Annotated in this window: 15 protein-coding genes; 3 read left to right on the forward strand and 12 right to left on the reverse strand. The window is 70.9% G+C overall.

Annotated elements, in window-relative coordinates:
- Positions 1–94: 94 nt before the first annotated feature.
- The gene (locus tag ACWH95_RS06400; RefSeq protein ID WP_454120392.1) at positions 95–943 is read left to right on the forward strand and encodes a Gfo/Idh/MocA family oxidoreductase; all 849 of its coding nucleotides are present in this window, start codon (positions 95–97) and stop codon (positions 941–943) included.
- 93 nt (positions 944–1036) lie between these two features.
- On the opposite strand, the gene ACWH95_RS06405 is transcribed toward ACWH95_RS06400, so the two are convergent.
- From ACWH95_RS06405 to ACWH95_RS06415, 3 genes are read right to left on the reverse strand one after another with little or no spacing between them, the layout of a single operon-like run.
- Positions 1037–1474, reverse strand: coding sequence for a VOC family protein (locus ACWH95_RS06405; protein ID WP_206252034.1), 438 nt, complete (start codon positions 1472–1474; stop codon positions 1037–1039).
- 42 nt (positions 1475–1516) lie between these two features.
- Entirely contained in the window at positions 1517–1867 is a 351-nt protein-coding gene (locus tag ACWH95_RS06410; RefSeq protein ID WP_136031410.1) for a TraR/DksA family transcriptional regulator, read from the reverse strand.
- 51 nt (positions 1868–1918) lie between these two features.
- Entirely contained in the window at positions 1919–4471 is a 2553-nt protein-coding gene (locus ACWH95_RS06415; RefSeq protein ID WP_136035863.1) for an MMPL family transporter, read from the reverse strand.
- Positions 4472–4539: 68 nt separating this feature from the next.
- Between ACWH95_RS06415 and ACWH95_RS06420 the strand changes: the two genes are divergently transcribed.
- Positions 4540–5109 (forward strand): TetR/AcrR family transcriptional regulator, encoded by a 570-nt coding sequence (locus ACWH95_RS06420; RefSeq protein WP_136031414.1) that lies wholly within the window; start codon positions 4540–4542, stop codon positions 5107–5109.
- 56 nt (positions 5110–5165) lie between these two features.
- Here ACWH95_RS06420 and ACWH95_RS06425 read toward each other — a convergent pair whose 3' ends face one another.
- The 3 genes from ACWH95_RS06425 to ACWH95_RS06435 form a co-directional block, all read right to left on the reverse strand.
- Complete coding sequence (locus ACWH95_RS06425) at positions 5166–5306, reverse strand: hypothetical protein (protein WP_168387183.1); 141 nt, start codon at positions 5304–5306, stop codon at positions 5166–5168.
- Complete coding sequence (purL, locus tag ACWH95_RS06430; RefSeq protein WP_247638130.1) at positions 5303–7633, reverse strand: phosphoribosylformylglycinamidine synthase subunit PurL; 2331 nt, start codon at positions 7631–7633, stop codon at positions 5303–5305. The genes ACWH95_RS06425 and purL overlap by 4 nt, the downstream gene beginning before the upstream one ends.
- A gap of 176 nt (positions 7634–7809) precedes the next feature.
- Positions 7810–8763 carry a helix-turn-helix transcriptional regulator gene (locus tag ACWH95_RS06435; protein ID WP_454120393.1) on the reverse strand — a complete coding sequence of 318 codons (954 nt, stop codon included), beginning with the start codon at positions 8761–8763 and terminating at the stop codon, positions 7810–7812.
- Between the two features lie 103 nt (positions 8764–8866).
- Here ACWH95_RS06435 and ACWH95_RS06440 point away from each other — a divergent pair, with 103 nt between their 5' ends.
- Positions 8867–9316, forward strand: a complete 450-nt coding sequence (locus ACWH95_RS06440; RefSeq protein ID WP_454120394.1) for a VOC family protein — start codon at positions 8867–8869, stop codon at positions 9314–9316.
- Between the two features lie 216 nt (positions 9317–9532).
- Here the strand turns inward: ACWH95_RS06440 and ACWH95_RS06445 are convergent, their stop codons facing one another.
- The 6 genes from ACWH95_RS06445 to ACWH95_RS06470 all read right to left on the reverse strand — a co-directional run bounded on the left by ACWH95_RS06445 (position 9533) and on the right by ACWH95_RS06470 (position 16667).
- Complete coding sequence (locus ACWH95_RS06445; RefSeq protein WP_136031427.1) at positions 9533–10279, reverse strand: SGNH/GDSL hydrolase family protein; 747 nt, start codon at positions 10277–10279, stop codon at positions 9533–9535.
- Positions 10276–11445, reverse strand: coding sequence for a DUF4185 domain-containing protein (locus tag ACWH95_RS06450; RefSeq protein ID WP_454120395.1), 1170 nt, complete (start codon positions 11443–11445; stop codon positions 10276–10278). The genes ACWH95_RS06445 and ACWH95_RS06450 overlap by 4 nt, the downstream gene beginning before the upstream one ends.
- 106 nt (positions 11446–11551) lie before the next feature.
- Positions 11552–13672: a hypothetical protein gene (locus ACWH95_RS06455; protein WP_454120396.1), complete on the reverse strand. Its 2121-nt coding sequence runs from the start codon at positions 13670–13672 to the stop codon at positions 11552–11554.
- Positions 13673–13696: 24 nt separating this feature from the next.
- On the reverse strand, positions 13697–14509 hold the full coding sequence (locus tag ACWH95_RS06460; protein ID WP_454120397.1) for a carbohydrate ABC transporter permease: 813 nt from the start codon (positions 14507–14509) through the stop codon (positions 13697–13699).
- Positions 14509–15384 carry a carbohydrate ABC transporter permease gene (locus ACWH95_RS06465; RefSeq protein WP_136031436.1) on the reverse strand — a complete coding sequence of 292 codons (876 nt, stop codon included), beginning with the start codon at positions 15382–15384 and terminating at the stop codon, positions 14509–14511. The genes ACWH95_RS06460 and ACWH95_RS06465 overlap by 1 nt, the downstream gene beginning before the upstream one ends.
- An 8-nt stretch (positions 15385–15392) precedes the next feature.
- On the reverse strand, positions 15393–16667 hold the full coding sequence (locus ACWH95_RS06470) for an ABC transporter substrate-binding protein (protein ID WP_136031438.1): 1275 nt from the start codon (positions 16665–16667) through the stop codon (positions 15393–15395).
- Between the last annotated feature and the right edge of the window lie 84 nt (positions 16668–16751).

The following is a 16751-nucleotide window of genomic DNA, read 5'->3' on the forward strand; positions in this document are numbered from 1 at the left end:
CCGCGAGGCAGACCGCGGCTAGGGTGGGCGCAGAGCCGGCCGGGCGGGCGCGCGGCAGCGTCGTCCTCCGCCGGTCGCCGTGGAGGAGGACAGCATGGAGACGAAGAACGTCGCGATCGTCGGCATCGAGAACACTCATGCCACCGAGATCGTCCGTCACCTCAACGGGGAGGATGCAGCCGACCTCCCGGTGCGGGTCTCGGCCCTCGTCGCGGGCGAGGTGGAGCGCACCAGGGAGCTCGCCGAGCTCGGAGCCATCACCCGCATCGCCCCCGAGGTGTCGGAGCTCAACGGCGCGGTCGACGCGCTCATCGTGACCAGCCGCGACGGGGCGCTCCACCGCGCGCTCGCCGTGCCGTTCCTCGAGGCCGGCACTCCCGTCTGGGTCGACAAGCCGCTGGCCACGACGCTCGACGACGCGGACGCGATCCTCGCCGCGGCCGAGCGTGGCGGCACGACCGTCACCTCCTTCTCGACGCTCCGCTGGCTCGACGACACCGCGGCGATCGCCGACGCCGTGGCCGGGGTCGGCGCGCTCCAGTCGCTCACCGTCTCGGGCCCGGCCGACGCCGACAGCCCGCACGGCGGCCTCTTCTTCTACGGCATCCACCACGCCGACGTCGCCCAGCACCTGCTGCCCGGCGCGGCGGAGGGCGTGGAGGTCGAGCGGGCCGACGGCCGTGTCGTCGCGCGCTATCGCGTCGGCGGCGTGCCGGTGGTGCTGGACTTCGTGCGGCCCGAGGGGGACGCGGCCGTGCCGTTCCACGTGACGGCGGTCGGTACGGGCGGCACGGTCGAGCGCGACATCGAGGTCGGCCCCGACTACGTGCGGCCCGGGGTCGACGCGTTCGTGCGGATGCTGCTCACCGGTGAGCCCCCGGTCCCGGTCGCCCAGCTGCGCGAGCCCATCGCGGTGCTGGAGCAGATCACGCGCGCGCTCTGATGCTCCGGCGCCGCGGAGGTGGGGGACGTTCCTCCGCGCGACTCCTCGGGCGCCAGATATCGAACGCCCGCACCGGTGACCACGCGGCCGATCTCAGCTCCTCGTGAGGTCTTGCGCGAGCATCACGATGATGCCGCTCGGGCCGCGTAGATACGTGAGCTTGTACACGTCCCGGTAGGTGGCGACGCCGCGCAGCGGGTGGCAGCCGTGCCGGGCGGCGATGGCCAGTGACGCGTCGATGTCGTCCACGGAGAAGGCGACGCGGTGCATGCCGATCTCGTTCGGCAGTGTGGGCTCGGTCTCGATCGCGGCGGGGTGGAGGTACTCGAACAGTTCGAGCTGCCCCTGGCCGTCGGGCGTCTGCAGCACGGCGATCCTCGCGTGGTTGCCGTCGAGCCCCACCGCGGTCGACGCCCACTCGCCGCTCACCTCGTCGCGCCCGACCACCTCCAGCCCGAGGTCGGTGAAGAAGGCGATCGTGGCTTCCAGGTCGCGCACGGCGATCCCGACGTTCTCCAGGTGGATGGGCATGCCGCGATGCTACGCCGTGCTACGCCGTGCCGTGACGTGGTGTCAGCGGCCGAGCTTCTCCGCGCACGCGACGCAGTACTCGGCGAACGGTCGCACCTCCAGCCGCCCGGCGGGGATGGGTTTCCCGCAGTTCGCGCAGACGCCGTAGGTGCCCGCATCGAGACGGGCCAGCGCGTCGTCCACCTGCTGCAGCTCCACCGCCGCAGCCTCGGCCAGCCCGGTGAGCCGCGACCACTCCGACGACAGCGTCACACCCTCGGGGTCGTGCTCGTCGTCGTCGTTCGAGCCCTCGCGGTCGTGCATGAGCTCGTCGAGCGTGGCCGCGGTCGCGCGCACCCGCCCTTCCGCCTCGGCGCGCAGTCGTTCCAGCAGCACGCGCGGATCCTCACTCATCCGCCCACTCTAGGCGCGCCTTCCGACACCGGCGCGCGCCTGCCGCGTGGCTCACTCGTGCGCGCGGCGCTCCGCCCTGGTGCGCGGGGGCTGCACCGCGGGGATGGAGTCGGTGTGCACGGCAGGGTGGTCGCGCTCCAGCGCCGCGCCCTCCATGTCGACGTTCGGGATGAGACGGTCGAGCCACCGCGGCAGCCACCACGCCGAACGGCCGAGCAGATGCATGAGCGCGGGCATCAGCAGCATCCGCACCACGAAGGCGTCGAGCAGCACGCCGAACGCCAGCCCGAACCCGATCGAGCGGATGATGGTCGACTCGGAGAAGATGAACCCGCCGAACACCGACACCATGATGAGCGCCGCGGCGATCACGACCGAGCGGCCCGCGCGGAAGCCCTGGGCGACGGCATCTCGTGCGGAGGCGCCGTGCACGTACGCCTCGCGCATGCCCGAGGCGAGGAACAGCTGGTAGTCCATCGCGAGCCCGAACAGGATGCCGACGAGGATCACCGGCAGGAAGCTCAGGATCGGCCCGGTGCTGTGCAGGCCGATCAGGTCGGCGCCCCAGCCCCACTGGAACACCGCGACGATCAGGCCGTACGTCGCGAACAGCGACAGCACGAAGCCGCCGGTCGCGATCAGCGGCACGAGCAGCGAGCGGAACACCACGATCATGATGAGCAGCGACAGCCCGACCACCACCACGAGGTACAGCGGCAGCACCGCCGCCAGGGCCTCGGAGATGTCGATGTTGATGGCGGCCTGACCGGCGACGCCGAGCGTGATGTCGCCGTCGATCGCGGGCAGCGCACGCAGGTCCTGCACGAGCTTCTCGGTCGAGGCGCTGTTCGGCCCCTCCTCCGGCAGCACCTGGAAGGCGAGGAGCGTGTTGTCGTCGGAGGTGGCGATGGGTGCCACGGCGGCCACGTCGTCCTGCTCCGCGATCTTCTCCGCCACCGTCACCTGGGTGGCGAGCAGGTCGTCGTCGCTCACGGCGTCGTCCAGCGTCGCGGTCACCAGGAGGGGACCGTTCGCGCCCTCGCCGAACTGCTCCTCGACCGCCTGGAACGCGCGGTAGCTGGTGGAGTCGGACGGTTCGCTCGACCCGTCCGGCAGCCCCAGGCGCATCGACATCGACGGGATCGCGATGATGAGCAGCGCGACGATGCTGACGACCGCGGTGACCACGGCACGCAGGGTCGACATGCGGCGCACGGGCTTGCCCGCCGCGTGCTCCTGCCCGATCGTCGCGCGCGCCTTGCGGCTCAGCAGTCGCGTGCCGACGAGGCCGAGGATCGCGGGGGCGAGCGTGATGGCCACGAGGACCGCGACCGCGACGCACACCGCGCCGACCGTGCCCATGAGCCCGAGGAACGGCACTCCGGTGACGTTGAGCGCGAGCAGCGCGACGATCACGGTCGTACCGGCGAACACGACCGCCGTGCCCGAGGTGCCCGTGGCGAGCCCGATCGACTCGCGCACGGGCGACCCGGCGAGCAGCTGCTTGCGGTGCCTGTTGACGATGAAGAGCGAGTAGTCGATGCCGACCGCGAGACCCAGCATCACACCGAGCACGGGGGTGACCGAGGCCATGTCGACCACGCCGGAGAAGGCGAGCGAGGCGGTGACGCCGACCCCGACTCCCACGACCGCCGTGACGATGGGCAGCGCGGCGCCGATCAGCGAGCCGAGCATCACGATGAGCACGACCGCGGCGAACGCGAGCCCGATGGCCTCGCCCACGCCGAAGATCTCGGGCACGCCCTGCGCGATGTCGGTGCCGAAGTCGACCGTGACCCCGTCGATCTTCTCGTCCTGGAAGTGCGCGATGGTGGCCTGCTTGACCTCTTCGGACAGCTCCAGGCGCGGGTCGGTGAACGACACGTTGACGATCGCGGTGGAGCCGTCTTCCGAGACGACGCCGATGCCGTCCGTCAGGTCGAGCAGGCGGGAGCCGAGTTCGACCTGCTCCGCGTTCGCGTCGAGCTCGGTGCGGTTCGCGTCGATCGTCGCCTGCTGCGCCTCCAGCTGTGCGAGCTGCGCGTTGAGGGCGGCGAGCTGCGCGTCGAGGGCAGCGGTCTGCTCCGCGGGCGCTCCGGCGGCTTCGGCCTGCGCCCGCGCCGCGGTGAGCTGATCGAGTCCGCCCTGGAGCTGGGTGCGACCTGCGTCGAGCTGCGCCTGTCCGGCGTCGAGCTGGGCGCGTCCGCTGTCGAGCTGCGCCTGCCCGTCGGTGAGCTGCTGCGCCTGGTCGGCCTGCTGCTGCTGGGCGTCGAACGGGTCGACCACCGAGGCGACGCCGTCGAGGTCTTCTGCGCTCGCGGCGAGGTCGGAGATCGCCTGCTTCTGCTCGTCGGTGAAGGGCTCGCCGTCGTCGGTGCGGTACACGACCGTGCCGGTGCCGCCCGCGGTGTCGGGCAGCTTCTTCGCGAGCTGGTCGGTGACCGCGCCCGACGCGGTGCCGGGGATGTCGAAGCTGTTGCTCAGCGTGCCGCCGAGGGTGAGGAAGGCGCCGACGCCGATGCCGAGGATCACGACCCACGAGACGATCACCGTCCACGCCCTGCGCGCAGCGAAAGAACCCAGACGGAACAGCAGTGAGGCCACGTGATCTCCTTCAGACGAAAAGATCATACGGCACGTCTCGTCTAGGGTTCTGTGGCTATCCTGAACGCATGGTGAACGTGCATCGCAGCGGCCCTGTGCGCAGCACCGCGGCCCGCGAGGCGATCCTCGCCGCCACGGCTCGGCTCTTCCACAACCAGGGCTACGACCGGCTCACGATCGAGGGCATCGCGAAAGAGGCCGGGGTCGGCAAGCAGACCATCTACCGCTGGTGGCCATCGCGGGGGGCTCTCATCGGCGAGTGCCTGGCCGAAGGGCTCCTGGTCCCGGTCGACTTCGTCGTGCCCGACACGGGAGACCTCTCCGCCGACGTCGAGACGTGGCTGCGCAGCGTCCTCGCGATCCTGGAGGAGCCGCAGGGCGGGGTGCTGCTGCGCTCCCTCGTCGCCGCCGCCACCGAAGACGCCTCGGTCGGCGCGCACCTGGGCGAGAGCCTCGGCGTGGAGAAGTACCTCGTCGAGCGGCTGCGCGGCGGCATCCGGGATGGGCAGCTCGCCGACGACGCCCCGGTCGAGCAGCTCGGTCGCGCCATCCTCGGGGCGATCATCGTCGAGGCGCTCGGCCGCGAAGCCCACGACCCGGGCTCGGTCGTCGCCCTGACGCGCTTCCTCTTCCGCTGACGCCCGTCGCCTTGTCGCCGGCGTGGTTCCTGAGCGAGCGCCAGTGAGATGAAGGCTCAGCCGAGGAGGATCGTGAGCACGGTCGCGCCGCCGCCACCGAGGATCAGCGCCACGATGACCGTCCACGCCACGATGCGGATGCGCCGGTTGCGCTTCTCGCCGAGGTCGCCGTAGTCCTCGCTGAGGTTGTCGCTCATGCGTCCACCGGCTCCGTCACGGTCGGGCCGAAGTACGACGGCAGCGTGGCCTGCGAGCGCTCGCGCAGCTCGGCGGCCGACACGGTGAACACGTCCTGCACCTCGAGCTGCGGCTCGCTGTCGGTCACACCGATGCGCATCACCGGGTAGCCGCGGCCCTCGCACAGCCCGCGGAACTTCACGTCGTCCTCGCGGGGCACGGTCACGATCACGCGACCGGTCGACTCGGAGAACAGCGCGGTGGCGGCGTCCACCTCGTCGCGGTCCATGATCTCGGTGAGCCACACGCGGGCGCCGACGCCGAAGCGCATCACGCCCTCCGCGAGCGCCTGCGCCAGGCCGCCCTCGGACAGGTCGTGCGCGGACGAGATCAGCCACTCGTCGCGGGCCGCAGCGAGCAGGCCCGCGAGGCGCTTCTCACCCGCGAGGTCGACCTTCGGCGGGCGACCGCCGAGGTGCTGGTGCACGACCTCGGCCCACGCGGAGCCCGACAGCTCGGTCTGCGTGGTGCCGAGCAGGTAGATGTTCTGCCCCTCGTCCTGCCACCCCGACGGGATGCGGCGGGACACGTCGTCGATGATGCCGAGCACGCCGACGAGCGGGGTCGGGTGGATCGGCACGTCGCCGGTCTGGTTGTAGAACGAGACGTTGCCGCCGGTGACCGGGGTGCCCAGCTCGTAGCAGCCGTCGGCCAGGCCGTCGACCGTCTGCCCGAACTGCCACATGACCTCGGGGTTCTCGGGGGAGCCGAAGTTGAGGCAGTCGGTGATCGCGGTGGGCGTGGCGCCCGTCACGGCCACGTTGCGGTAGGCCTCCGCGAGCGCGAGCTGCGCCCCCGCGTACGGGTCGAGCTGGCAGTAGCGGCCGTTGGCGTCGGTCGCGATGGAGAACCCGAGACCCGACTCCTCGTCGACCCGGATCATGCCCGCGTCGTCGGGGAAGCTGAGGGCGGTGTTGCCGAGCACGTAGTAGTCGTACTGGTTGGTGATCCAGCGGGTGTCGGCGAGGTTCGGGCTCGCGACGAGCGACAGGAACTGCTCGCGCAGCGTCTCCGGGTCGTTGGCGCGCGGCAGGTTCTCGGCGGCGTCGGCCTGCAGGGCGTCGATCCAGGTGGGGTACGCGACCGGGCGGTCGTACACGGGGCCGTCGACGGCGACCGTGGACGGGTCGACGTCGACGATGCGCTCGCCCTGCCAGTCGATGATGAGACGCCCGTCGCCGGTGACCTCGCCCAGCACGGAGGTCTCGACCTCCCACTTGTCGACGACCTTCATGAACGCGTCGAGCTTCTCGGGCGCGACGATCGCCATCATGCGCTCCTGCGACTCCGACATGAGGATCTCCTCGGCCGTGAGCGTGGGGTCGCGCAGCAGCACGTTGTCGAGCGAGACGTGCATTCCGCTGTTGCCGTTGGCCGCGAGCTCGCTGGTCGCGCAGGAGATGCCGGCGGCGCCGAGGTCCTGGATCGCCTCGACCAGCTCGCCGCGGTACAGCTCGAGGCAGCACTCGATGAGCACCTTCTCGGCGAACGGGTCGCCCACCTGCACCGCGGGGCGCTTGGTGGGGCCGGTGGAGTCGAACGAGTCGGAGGCGAGGATGCTCGCACCGCCGATGCCGTCGCCACCCGTGCGGGCGCCGAACAGCACGACCTTGTTGCCCACGCCGGTCGCGTTGGCGAGCTTGAGGTCTTCGTGGCGCAGCACGCCCACGGCGAGCGCGTTCACGAGCGGGTTCGCCTGGTACACCGAGTCGAAGACGGTCTCGCCGCCGATGTTCGGCAGGCCGAGGCAGTTGCCGTAGAAGCTGATGCCGCTCGTGACGCCGTGCACCACGCGGGCGGTGTCGGGGTGGTCGATCGCGCCGAAGCGCAGCGCATCCATGACCGCGACCGGGCGGGCACCCATCGAGATGATGTCGCGCACGATGCCGCCGACGCCGGTGGCCGCACCCTGGAACGGCTCGATGAAGCTCGGGTGGTTGTGCGACTCCGCCTTGAAGGTGACGGCCCAGCCCTCGCCGACGTCGATGACGCCCGCGTTCTGCCCCATGCCGACCATGAGGCGTTCCTTCATCTCGTCGGAGACCTTCTGGCCGAAGCGGCGCAGGTAGTTCTTGCTCGACTTGTAGGAGCAGTGCTCCGACCACATCACCGAGTACATCGCCAGCTCGCCCGAGGTGGGGCGGCGGCCGAGGATCTCCTTGATGCGCGCGTACTCGTCGTCCTTGAGCCCGAGCGCGCCGTACGGCTGCTCCTTCTCGGGCGTCGCGATCGCGTTCTCGACCGAGTCGGGGACGTGCTGGGGGGAAGGTGCAGAGGGGGTGGTCACGCGCACTCCAAGGGAAGGGGCCGGCGGGGCGTCTTCAGTCTACCGGCGCGGGTGAGGCGGCTCTCCCGCGAGGGTTGGGCGTCAGATGCGGGCGGTGAGGACGGAAGCGATGTCTCTCTTCGTGTGGAGCACGCGATGGACTCGCACGGTATCCCGATCGTCCGTGTACTCCTGGATCAGGAGGGCGGGTCCGCTGCCGTGGCGAACCGGGCCGCGAGCGTCTCCGCCGCCTCGCGCAGGGGTTCCGGTCCGACCACCGTGAAGGGCGCATCGAACCGGGCGACCGCGGCGAGCACGCCCACCCACGACCACGAACCCACCGTCACGCGGCAGCGCCCATCCGGCCGCTCCTCGACCTCGCCGTCGCCCACCCGCGGCACCACCTCCCGCGCCGGAAGCTCGATCACGACCTCGCCGACGCACGGCCAGCGGTCCTCCGTGGTCGAGCCCTTCGCCCGCGCCGCCAGGGAGGTCGCGGCATCCTCCGCGGGAAGCGGTCGCGGCGTGAACGACGGCCCGCTCGGCACCCGCGGTCGCATCCGGTCGAGCCGGTAGGTGCGCCAGTCCGCCGCCTCCAGGTCCCACGCCAGCAGGTACCACCGGCCCTCGCGCGCCACGACGGCATGGGGTTCCGTGCGCCGAGGGGGGCGGTCCGCCGCCGCGCCGTAGTCGAAGCGCAGCACCCGCCGGTCGCGCACCGCCGCGCTCGCCGCCTCCAGCACCCCCGGGTCCACCCGCACCTCGGCCGCCGCGCCGGTGAAGCGGATGCCGTCGATCCGGTGCCGGAGCCGCGACGGCATCACCTGCCGCACGGTCGCGAGGGCACGCTCCGCGGCCTCGGTCACATCGACGCCGCTCGCGCTCGCGCCCTGCAGTGCCACCGCGATCGCGACCGCCTGGTCGTCGTCGAACAGCAGCGGCGGCAGCTCGGACCCGGCTTCGAGGCGGTAGCCGCCGTACGGGCCCTTGCTCGATCCGATGCGGTAGCCGAGGTTGCGCAGCCGGTCGACGTCGCGGCGGACGGTGCGGGGTGTGACGCCGAGGCGGTCGGCGAGTTCCTGGCCCGGCCAGTCGCGCGTCGCCTGCAGCAGCGACAGCAGCGCGAGCATGCGGGAGGAGCTTCCGGTCATGCCTTCATTGTGCGGGAGGGAGAGGACAGAAACCGACCGCTACCCCTGTGATCGTGGACTCACGGCGGCGCTGAACGGCAGCCCGCAGAACCAGGAGAAGCCCATGTCCCTCACCACCACCACGCACCTGAACTTCCGCGGCACGGCCCGGCAGGCGCTCGACTTCTACCGCTCGGTGTTCGGTGGCACCGTGCACGCCACGACCTACGCCGAGGTGGGCATGCCCGCGGACGCGCCCGGTGCGGACCGGATCGTGTTCGGCCAGCTCGACGGCGACCACGGGATCCGGCTCATGGCGTACGACATCCCCGGGCTGGACGACTCGGCGACCACGGCGGGCTCGACGCGGCGGGAGAACGGCGCGACCCTCACCGACCGCGCGTTCTTCCAGTCGCTGCGGGCGGACACCCTCCCCGAGCTCGAGGGCTACTGGGAGGCGCTGACGGAGGGGGCGAGCGTGATCGAACCGCTGGCCGCGTCGTCGTGGTCGCCCGGCTTCGGCATGCTGACCGACCGCTTCGGCGTCACCTGGGTGCTCGACGTGGCCCGCTGAGGTTCGGGCGCTGATCCCGCCGGGGGTCCTGCCGTGGGTCTCGCCGGGGGTGCGGGTTTGAAAAGGCGCCCGCGGGGGCTCCCGGCGGAGCGTTTCCGATCCCACGGAAGGCGTCGCGGGGGACTTCGCTGAAGGTGCGAGTGCGAAAAGGCGCCCGCGGGGGCTTCCGGCGGAGCGTTTTCGATCCCGCGAGCGCCCCGGGGGCGCCGTCGCGCGTCAGACCGGGGGCCACTGCGGGTGGCGGGCCACGGCCACGCGGGCGGAGAGGTCCGCGAGCACCGGGGAGCCCGTGCCCGCGGCGGCATCCGCGTCGGACAGGCCGAGGGCGTCGGCGAGGCCGAGCGCGAGCAGGGCGTGCCCGGCGGCGCTCGGGTGGAACGCGTCGTCGAGCAGCCCCCACGGCATGTCCTCGTTGCCCGGACCGGTGCCCGCGGAGAACGCGGTGAAGGCGGCGTGCTGGTCGACCAGGATCACGCCCTCGGCCCCTGCGACGTCGCGGATCGCCTGCGCGAAGTCGCCGATGCGGGCGCGGTCGGGCGCATGGAGCAGGTCGACCGCGGGCGGGGTCTGCAGCACCGGCACGGCGCCGAGGTCGCGCACGCGTCGCACGAACTCCGCGATCGAGTCCGCGAACGCCGCGACCTCGATCACGGGGTCGAGCCACTGCGTGGTGCAGTCGTTCGTGCCGATCATGAGCGTCACCACGTCGGGCCGCCAGTGGGCCACGCGGCGCTCGAAGTCGTCGAGGATCAGGTCGGCGCGCCAGCCGGTGATGGCCGTGTTGATCACGGTGTCCTGCACGCGCCCGCGGTCGCCCCGGATCAGCTCGTGCAGGTGCTCGACGTAGTTCCTGGCGCCGCGGGTGTGGATGAGGCCGTGCGTGATCGAGTCGCCCGTGCACACCCAGGTGACCGGCGCCCCGGAGGCCAGGAGCCCCCGGAGCGCCGTGCGGTCGTCGGTCATCCGGTGACCTTGAGCTGCACGTCGATGAACCGCGGGCGGTAGATCGAGGCGTCGTCGTACACGTCGCCCACGTTGTCGAACGTGTTCACGTTGTACGACACCAGGATGCGGTTGCCCTGGCGCAGGTTCGGGTGCTCGTGCGCGTTGTAGGTGAACACGTCGGGGTCGCCGTAGCTGCCCAGCGCTCCGGTCTCGGGCGTGCGGTACAGCTCGACCGGGTCGGTGAACGGGCCGATCGGCGAGCACGAGGTGCGCGCGACGATGCGGGTGCTGAAGAGCTCCGAGGTGTCCTGCGTCACGAGCAGGTAGCCGTCGCGGTAGGGCGCGACGCTGAACTCGTTCGCGACGTACGGCACCACGGGCACCGCGTCGGTCTCGGCGGCCGACCATCCCGTGCCGTTCCAGTACGTCCAGGTGCCCGTGAGGCCGTCGCGGTCCTGCACGCGGGCGACGTAGGCGGAGCGCACCCCGCCCGGGTCGGCGATGCCGTAGACGTACGTCGTGCCGCGCTCCTCCAGCGTCCACGAGCCCCAGTTGATGCCCGTCGCGGACGGGAGGTCGTCGATCGACTCCAGCTGCAGCGTCTGCCCGTCGAGCGTGGCCAGCCGGTTCGCGGTCCACGCGAAGTCCCACTGGCCGGTGCCGGTGCGCGCGAACTGCAGCAGCGGCACCTGCACGGTCCCGTCGCGGCCGGGGGTCGGGTCGCCGATCCAGTACCACTTGCCGTCGGGCTCGGGCGGGATGATGCCGGCCGGATCGTCGGGGGTACCGCCGGTGATCGTGGTCAGGTTCCCCCGGCGGTCCTGCACCACCACGGAGTTGTTCACGAAGGGGGAGTCGGTGGGCCGCGAGCCGTCGGGGTTCACGGTGCCGAGGAACGTGTCGGAGAAGAACCATCCGGTCTTCCCCTTGCCGAGCGGCAGCGAGTAGGTGCTGTCGCCGCCGGTCCATTCGCCTCCCGTGTTGCCGTAGGTGGTGAACGTGTCGGTGAGGCCCTGGTTCACGCTCGCGGTGGCGGTGAGCGTCTTGTCCACCAGGGAGCACTGGCCGGGGCCGCTGCCGTGTCCTCCGCCGGCGGGCACGGCGGCCGTCGCGGGTGCGGCGAACAGCGCTCCGGCGCCGAGGGCTGCGGCGGCGAGACCTGCCGCGATCGTGCGTCTTCTCATATCGATCACTCCTTCGTGTTCGGGTGGTGCGGGGGTGGTGCGGCTGGGGGCCCGTCGTCTCGTCGGCTGCGCGGGCTCTCAAGAGAGCGGAGCGCGAGGAAGGGCGTCATCGGCCAGGGGTGCGGGTGATCCCTCCGGCCGCGTCGATGTCGTACGCGCGCTCGCCGACGCGCAGGCCGCGCAGCACGGCGTGCGGGTCGAGGGCGGCCACGCAGCCGGCGGCCCGCACCGTGCCGTCCGCGGCGACCGACACCCCGAACAGCGCCTCGATCACGAGCTCGATCCAGGCGCCCGACGACGAGCACGCCCAGTCGATGATGTACGGCAGCTGGGGTGGGGCCTTGCGGGCGCCGCCGTTGATGCCGGGCACCGCCTCGTCGACGAAGTGCGCCTGGCCCATCGGGCCCTGGTTCGCGGTGCGGGAGAGCCCCTCGACCCAGGCCGTCAGCACCTCGGGTGCTCCGAGGGCGGCGAGCGCGCGCCCGGCGTCGGCGGGCCAGGCGGGGTAGGCGCCGTTCCACTGGTGGTCGGGGCGCGGGCTGTAGCTGGCGTCGGGGTCCCAGGGCGAGAGCGCCCGCATCCAGTTGTCGGTCTGCAGCTCCCGCTGGAAGAACGCGACCATGTCGTCGCGCACGCCCGGGGCCAGGTCGTCGGCGATGGTGGTGCCGACGATGCTGAAGTCGTAGCAGTGGCGCACCGGCAGCAGCGTGCCGTCGGGTTGCCCGGCGGCGAAGATACCGGTCCCGGGGAGATACCGCTCGATCACCGCGGGCAGCAGCGCCTCGGCCTCGGCGCGCAGCTCGGCCGCGGCGGTCTCGTCTCCCTGCAGTGCGGCGAGGTCGGCGGCCGTGCGCATGCTCCACACGTTCGCGGCGTTGAGGCTCGCGACCTCGTGCGTGTAGGAGCTGACGCACTCCAGCAGGTTGTCGATCTCGCCGTAGTCGGCCAGCGCGGTGTCGCGCCGTAACTCCTTCCAGTTCGTCGCCCACTCCCGCACCGACCGGGCGACCGTCTGATCCCCCACGATCGCGTCGAGGAAGGCCACGTCGCCGGTGAACCGCACGTAGTCGTGCACGAGCCGGGTCATGGCGTAGTCGTTCACCGAGTACCAGCGGCCGACGGGGCCGCCCGTGAGCGAGGAGGTGCCGAAGTGCGAGTGGATGTCGAGGGAGATCCAGTGCCGCACCTGCGCCCGCATCTCGTCGGGGTCGAGCAGGGCGTGGCTGACGGAGCTGAGGCTGTAGTCCCAGATGAACGTGGTGGTGCCCCAGTAGTTGGGCATCAGCGTGTCGTACGACCGCCCGAGCACGTTGCCGGCGAAGTCGCGGCGGAACCAGATCACCCCGAGCACCGCCCACCAGTACAGGCGCCGCAGCGGCTCGGACGCGGTGTCGAGCAGCGGCAGGGCGCCCGAGAACTCGGTGTCGGCGGGGTCGAACGCGGCCCGCAGCTGCCGGTTCCAGAACTCCGCCGCGGCGGTCAGGGCCGCGGGCACGTCGGCCGACACGAGCGCGTACGTGCGGGCGGCGTCGTCGCGCGAGAGGCCGAGCGCCTGCACGTAGGCCGTGCGGGAGACGGCGCCCGCCCGCACGGTGAGCACGGCCGACAGCTCGCCGCCGCGACCGTTGCCGCCGATGCCGCTGTCGAACGCGTCGGGCAGCTCGGCCACGCCGCTCAGCGCCGCGGATCCTCCGGTGAGGCCCTGCACGCTCCACGCCGCGGCGTCGGCCGAGGCGAAGACGAGGCACTCGCCGTCGACCGTGGCGGTGTCGCGCTCGGAGGGCGACTCGGCGTCGAGCCAGGCGTCGGCGGAGCGGGTCACGCGTGCCGCGGCCGAGAGCCCGATGCGCACCTCGCGGTCGGTCGCTCCGGTGTTGCGCATCGCGATGTCGATGGCCACCGCCGTCCGCCCCGGCACGCACACGGTCGTCGTCTCGATCTCGAGCTCGCCCACGGTCGCCCGCCGCACCACCCGGTCGGGCCGCCACTCGTGCGTGACGGCGACGCCGTACGACGCGAACAGCCGGCCGTCGACGAACAGCACCGCGGTCTGCGTGAGCCCCTGCGACACGGGCGGGAACTGCACGGCGCTGAGCGCGGTGAGGTCATGATCGACGCGCACCGTGCCGAGCATGTTCGTCAGGCCCGTGGGCGCGATCATGTCGTCGTAGTGATGCGTGACCGCATCGGCGACCAGATCCTCGACGGTGGGGATGAGGGGATTCATGATGCCTTTCGAGGCGGAGGGGGATCAGTACTGGCCGAGCGCGAGGCCCTTGGCGAAGAACCGCTGGGTGCAGAGGAACAGGATGACGGTGGGCAGCGACACCAGCACGGCTGCGGCGAGCACGACCGACATCTGCGCGCCGCCGTAGGTGCTCTGCATGCCCGACAGCGTGGTGATGATGGGGCGGATGTCGTCGGACTGGCTGAGCGTGAGGCCGAGCAGCAGGTCGTTCCACACGAACGTGGCCTGCAGGATGAAGATCGCGACCAGCGCGCTCGACGCCATCGGCAGGTACATCCGGGTGAAGATGCGCCAGGTGGTGGCGCCGTCGAGCACCGCGGCCTCGAACACGTTGTGCGCGACGCCGGTGAAGAAGTTGCGCATCACGAACGCCGAGAACGGCACCGAGATCACGGTGTAGATCATGATCATGCCGAGCCGGGTGTCGAAGAGTCCGGTGCGGGAGTAGGCGTCGAACAGGGGCAGCAGCACCATCTGCAGCGGGAACACCGTGCCGCCGAAGATCACGACGAACCACAGGAAGCCGCGCTTGAGGCGCAGGGCCACGATCGCGAAGCCGGCCGCCGCACCCACGAGCACGGCGATGGTGGGCGACACGATCGAGTAGATGAGGGTGCTGACGATGCTGTCGCCGATGCCGGAGAGCTCGAGCGCCTGGCCGAAGTTCTCGAACAGGTGGAAGTCGGTGGGGATCCACGACTCCTTCGACGTGAAGGTGGTCGGGTCCTTCATCGCGTTCACGACCAGCAGGTACGCGGGCAGCAGCCACACGATCCCGAGGACGAGGAGCACGGCGGTGCGGATGATCTTCGACATCACATCTCCTTCTTCGGGGAGAGCTGCTGGCGCAGGTACAGCACCGAGGCGACGAGGGTGATCACGGTCAGGAACACCGCGATCGCGGAGCCGAGGCCGTAGTCGCTGTTCACGAACGTCTCCTTGTACATCGTCAGCGCGAGGGTCTCGGAGACGGTGCCTGGTCCGCCCTTGGTCATGCCCCACACGATGTCGAAGGTCTTGAGGCTCGCGACGATCGAGAGTCCGACGACCACGGCGGTGAGCGGGCGCAGCATGGGCCACAGGATGCTCGTGAAGAGGCGGACGCCGCCGGCGCCGTCGATGCGCGCGGCCTCCAGGGGCTCCTTCGGGATGGCCTGGAGCCCGATCGTGAACAGCAGCGCGTTCACGCCGACGCCCTGCCACGACGAGGCGATGATCATCACGACGGTGTTGAGCGGGGCGTCGAGCAGCCACCGGGGCGGGTCGGTGATCCCGAACGCCGCGAGGGCCTGGTCGAGCGCGCCGCCCGAGGAGAGGATGAACGACCACACCACGCCGACGCCGATGCCGGAGAGGGCGTAGGGGATGAGGAACGGGAGGCGCAGCCAGATGCCGCCGCCGAGGTTCCAGGTGAGCAGCGCGATCGCCAGGCCGATGCCGACCGGGATGATCAGGGTGCCGATCACCCAGAGCACGGTGTTCATCGCGGAGCCCACGAAGTCGGCGTCGGTGAACATCTCGACGTAGTTGTCGAGCCCGATCCAGTCGGGGCTGCCGAGGCCGTTGTACGACGTGAAGCTGAGGAACACCGTCCACAGCAGCGGGAGGTAGAGCAGGACCGCCACCAGGATCACGCCCGGGGCGACGAAGCCCCGGGCGGACCACTGGTACGGCGTCTTCTGATGCGCCATCCGCTCGCTTACTCCTGCTCTGCCCAGTACTTGTCAGCCGTCGCCTGGATCTTCTCCAGGAACGGCATCGGGTCGCCCGGGTTGGCGTTGAAGGCGCCGAACTGCTCGATCGCGGTGGTCACGATCTCGGTGGGCATGGCCTCGAAGAACCGGTCGTAGAGGGAGTAGTCGTCGCCGGCGATCTGCTCGCCGAGCTCGGCCAGGGCGGGGTCGGCGACCTCGGCCTTCGGGTTGAACGCCACGTCGCCGTGGGCGTCGTTCCACGCGGTCTGCGCCTCGGGCGACATCCACCACTCGGCGTAGGCGAGTCCGAGGTCGCGCTGCTTCGAGTTCTCGGCTGTGCAGATCGGGCCGGACTCGACGGCCACCGGGGTGGTGTCGAGGTCGCCGTTCACCGCGGGGATCGCGAACATTCCGTAGTCGTCGGTGGTCATGCCGGCGCCTTCGAGGTTGCCGGCGAAGAACGTGCCGAAGTTGATCATGGCGTAGTCGCCCTGCTTGAGCCCGACCGCGGGGTCGGTGGTGCTGCCCGCGTCGCTGAACCAGCCGTTCTCCTGCTCCTCGAGCCACACGTTCATGACGTCGACGATCTCGGGGTCGGTGTACTTCACGTCGCCCGTGGTGAGCCCGGCGTACAGGTCGGGGTCGGTGGAGGCGACGAGGTGCTGGAACCACTGGAAGGTGAACAGCACGCTGGTCTGGTAGTACGGGGTGACCCCGGCGTCCTTCAGGGTCTCGGCGGCGGTGTTCAGCTCGTCCCACGTGGTGGGCACCTCGATGCCGTTGTCGGCGAAGGCGGCCTTGTTGTAGAACATGATCCAGTAGGCGATGTTCATGGGCACGCAGTACTGCTTGCCGTCGAACGTGTAGCTGTCGCGCAGGTCTTCGCTCACCCAGCCCTCGTCGACGGCCTTGCTCCAGATGTCGGTGGTCTCGGCGACCAGGCCTTCGTCGACCAGCTGCTTGAGCGAGTCGCCGGTGTGCCACGTGAACAGGCCGGGCGACTTGTCGGTGCGGAACGACTGCTTGATGAAGGCGTCGTACTGGTTGGCGTCGGAGTAGCCGGTGGTCTTGAGGGTGATGTCGACGGCGTCGCCGCTGACCTCGTTGAGCGACTCGAAGTCGGGCTTCCACGCCGCCTTGTCGGTGTAGAAGTTGAGCGTGCCGGTGACCTCTCCGCCCTCGGCGCCTCCGCCTCCGGAGTCGCCGGAGCAGCCGGCGAGAGCCAGGGTGCCGAGGAGGAGACCGGCCGCGGCGGCGGCGATCGTGCGTCGCGAAATCATTCAGAACTCCCTTGTTCGTATTGGTATCGTTACCAGAAATCTGGTCTCACGATACCGAGGTGATGACGGCGGTGCAAGGGATTC

Source organism: Microbacterium sp. NPDC055502 (assembly GCF_053643635.1).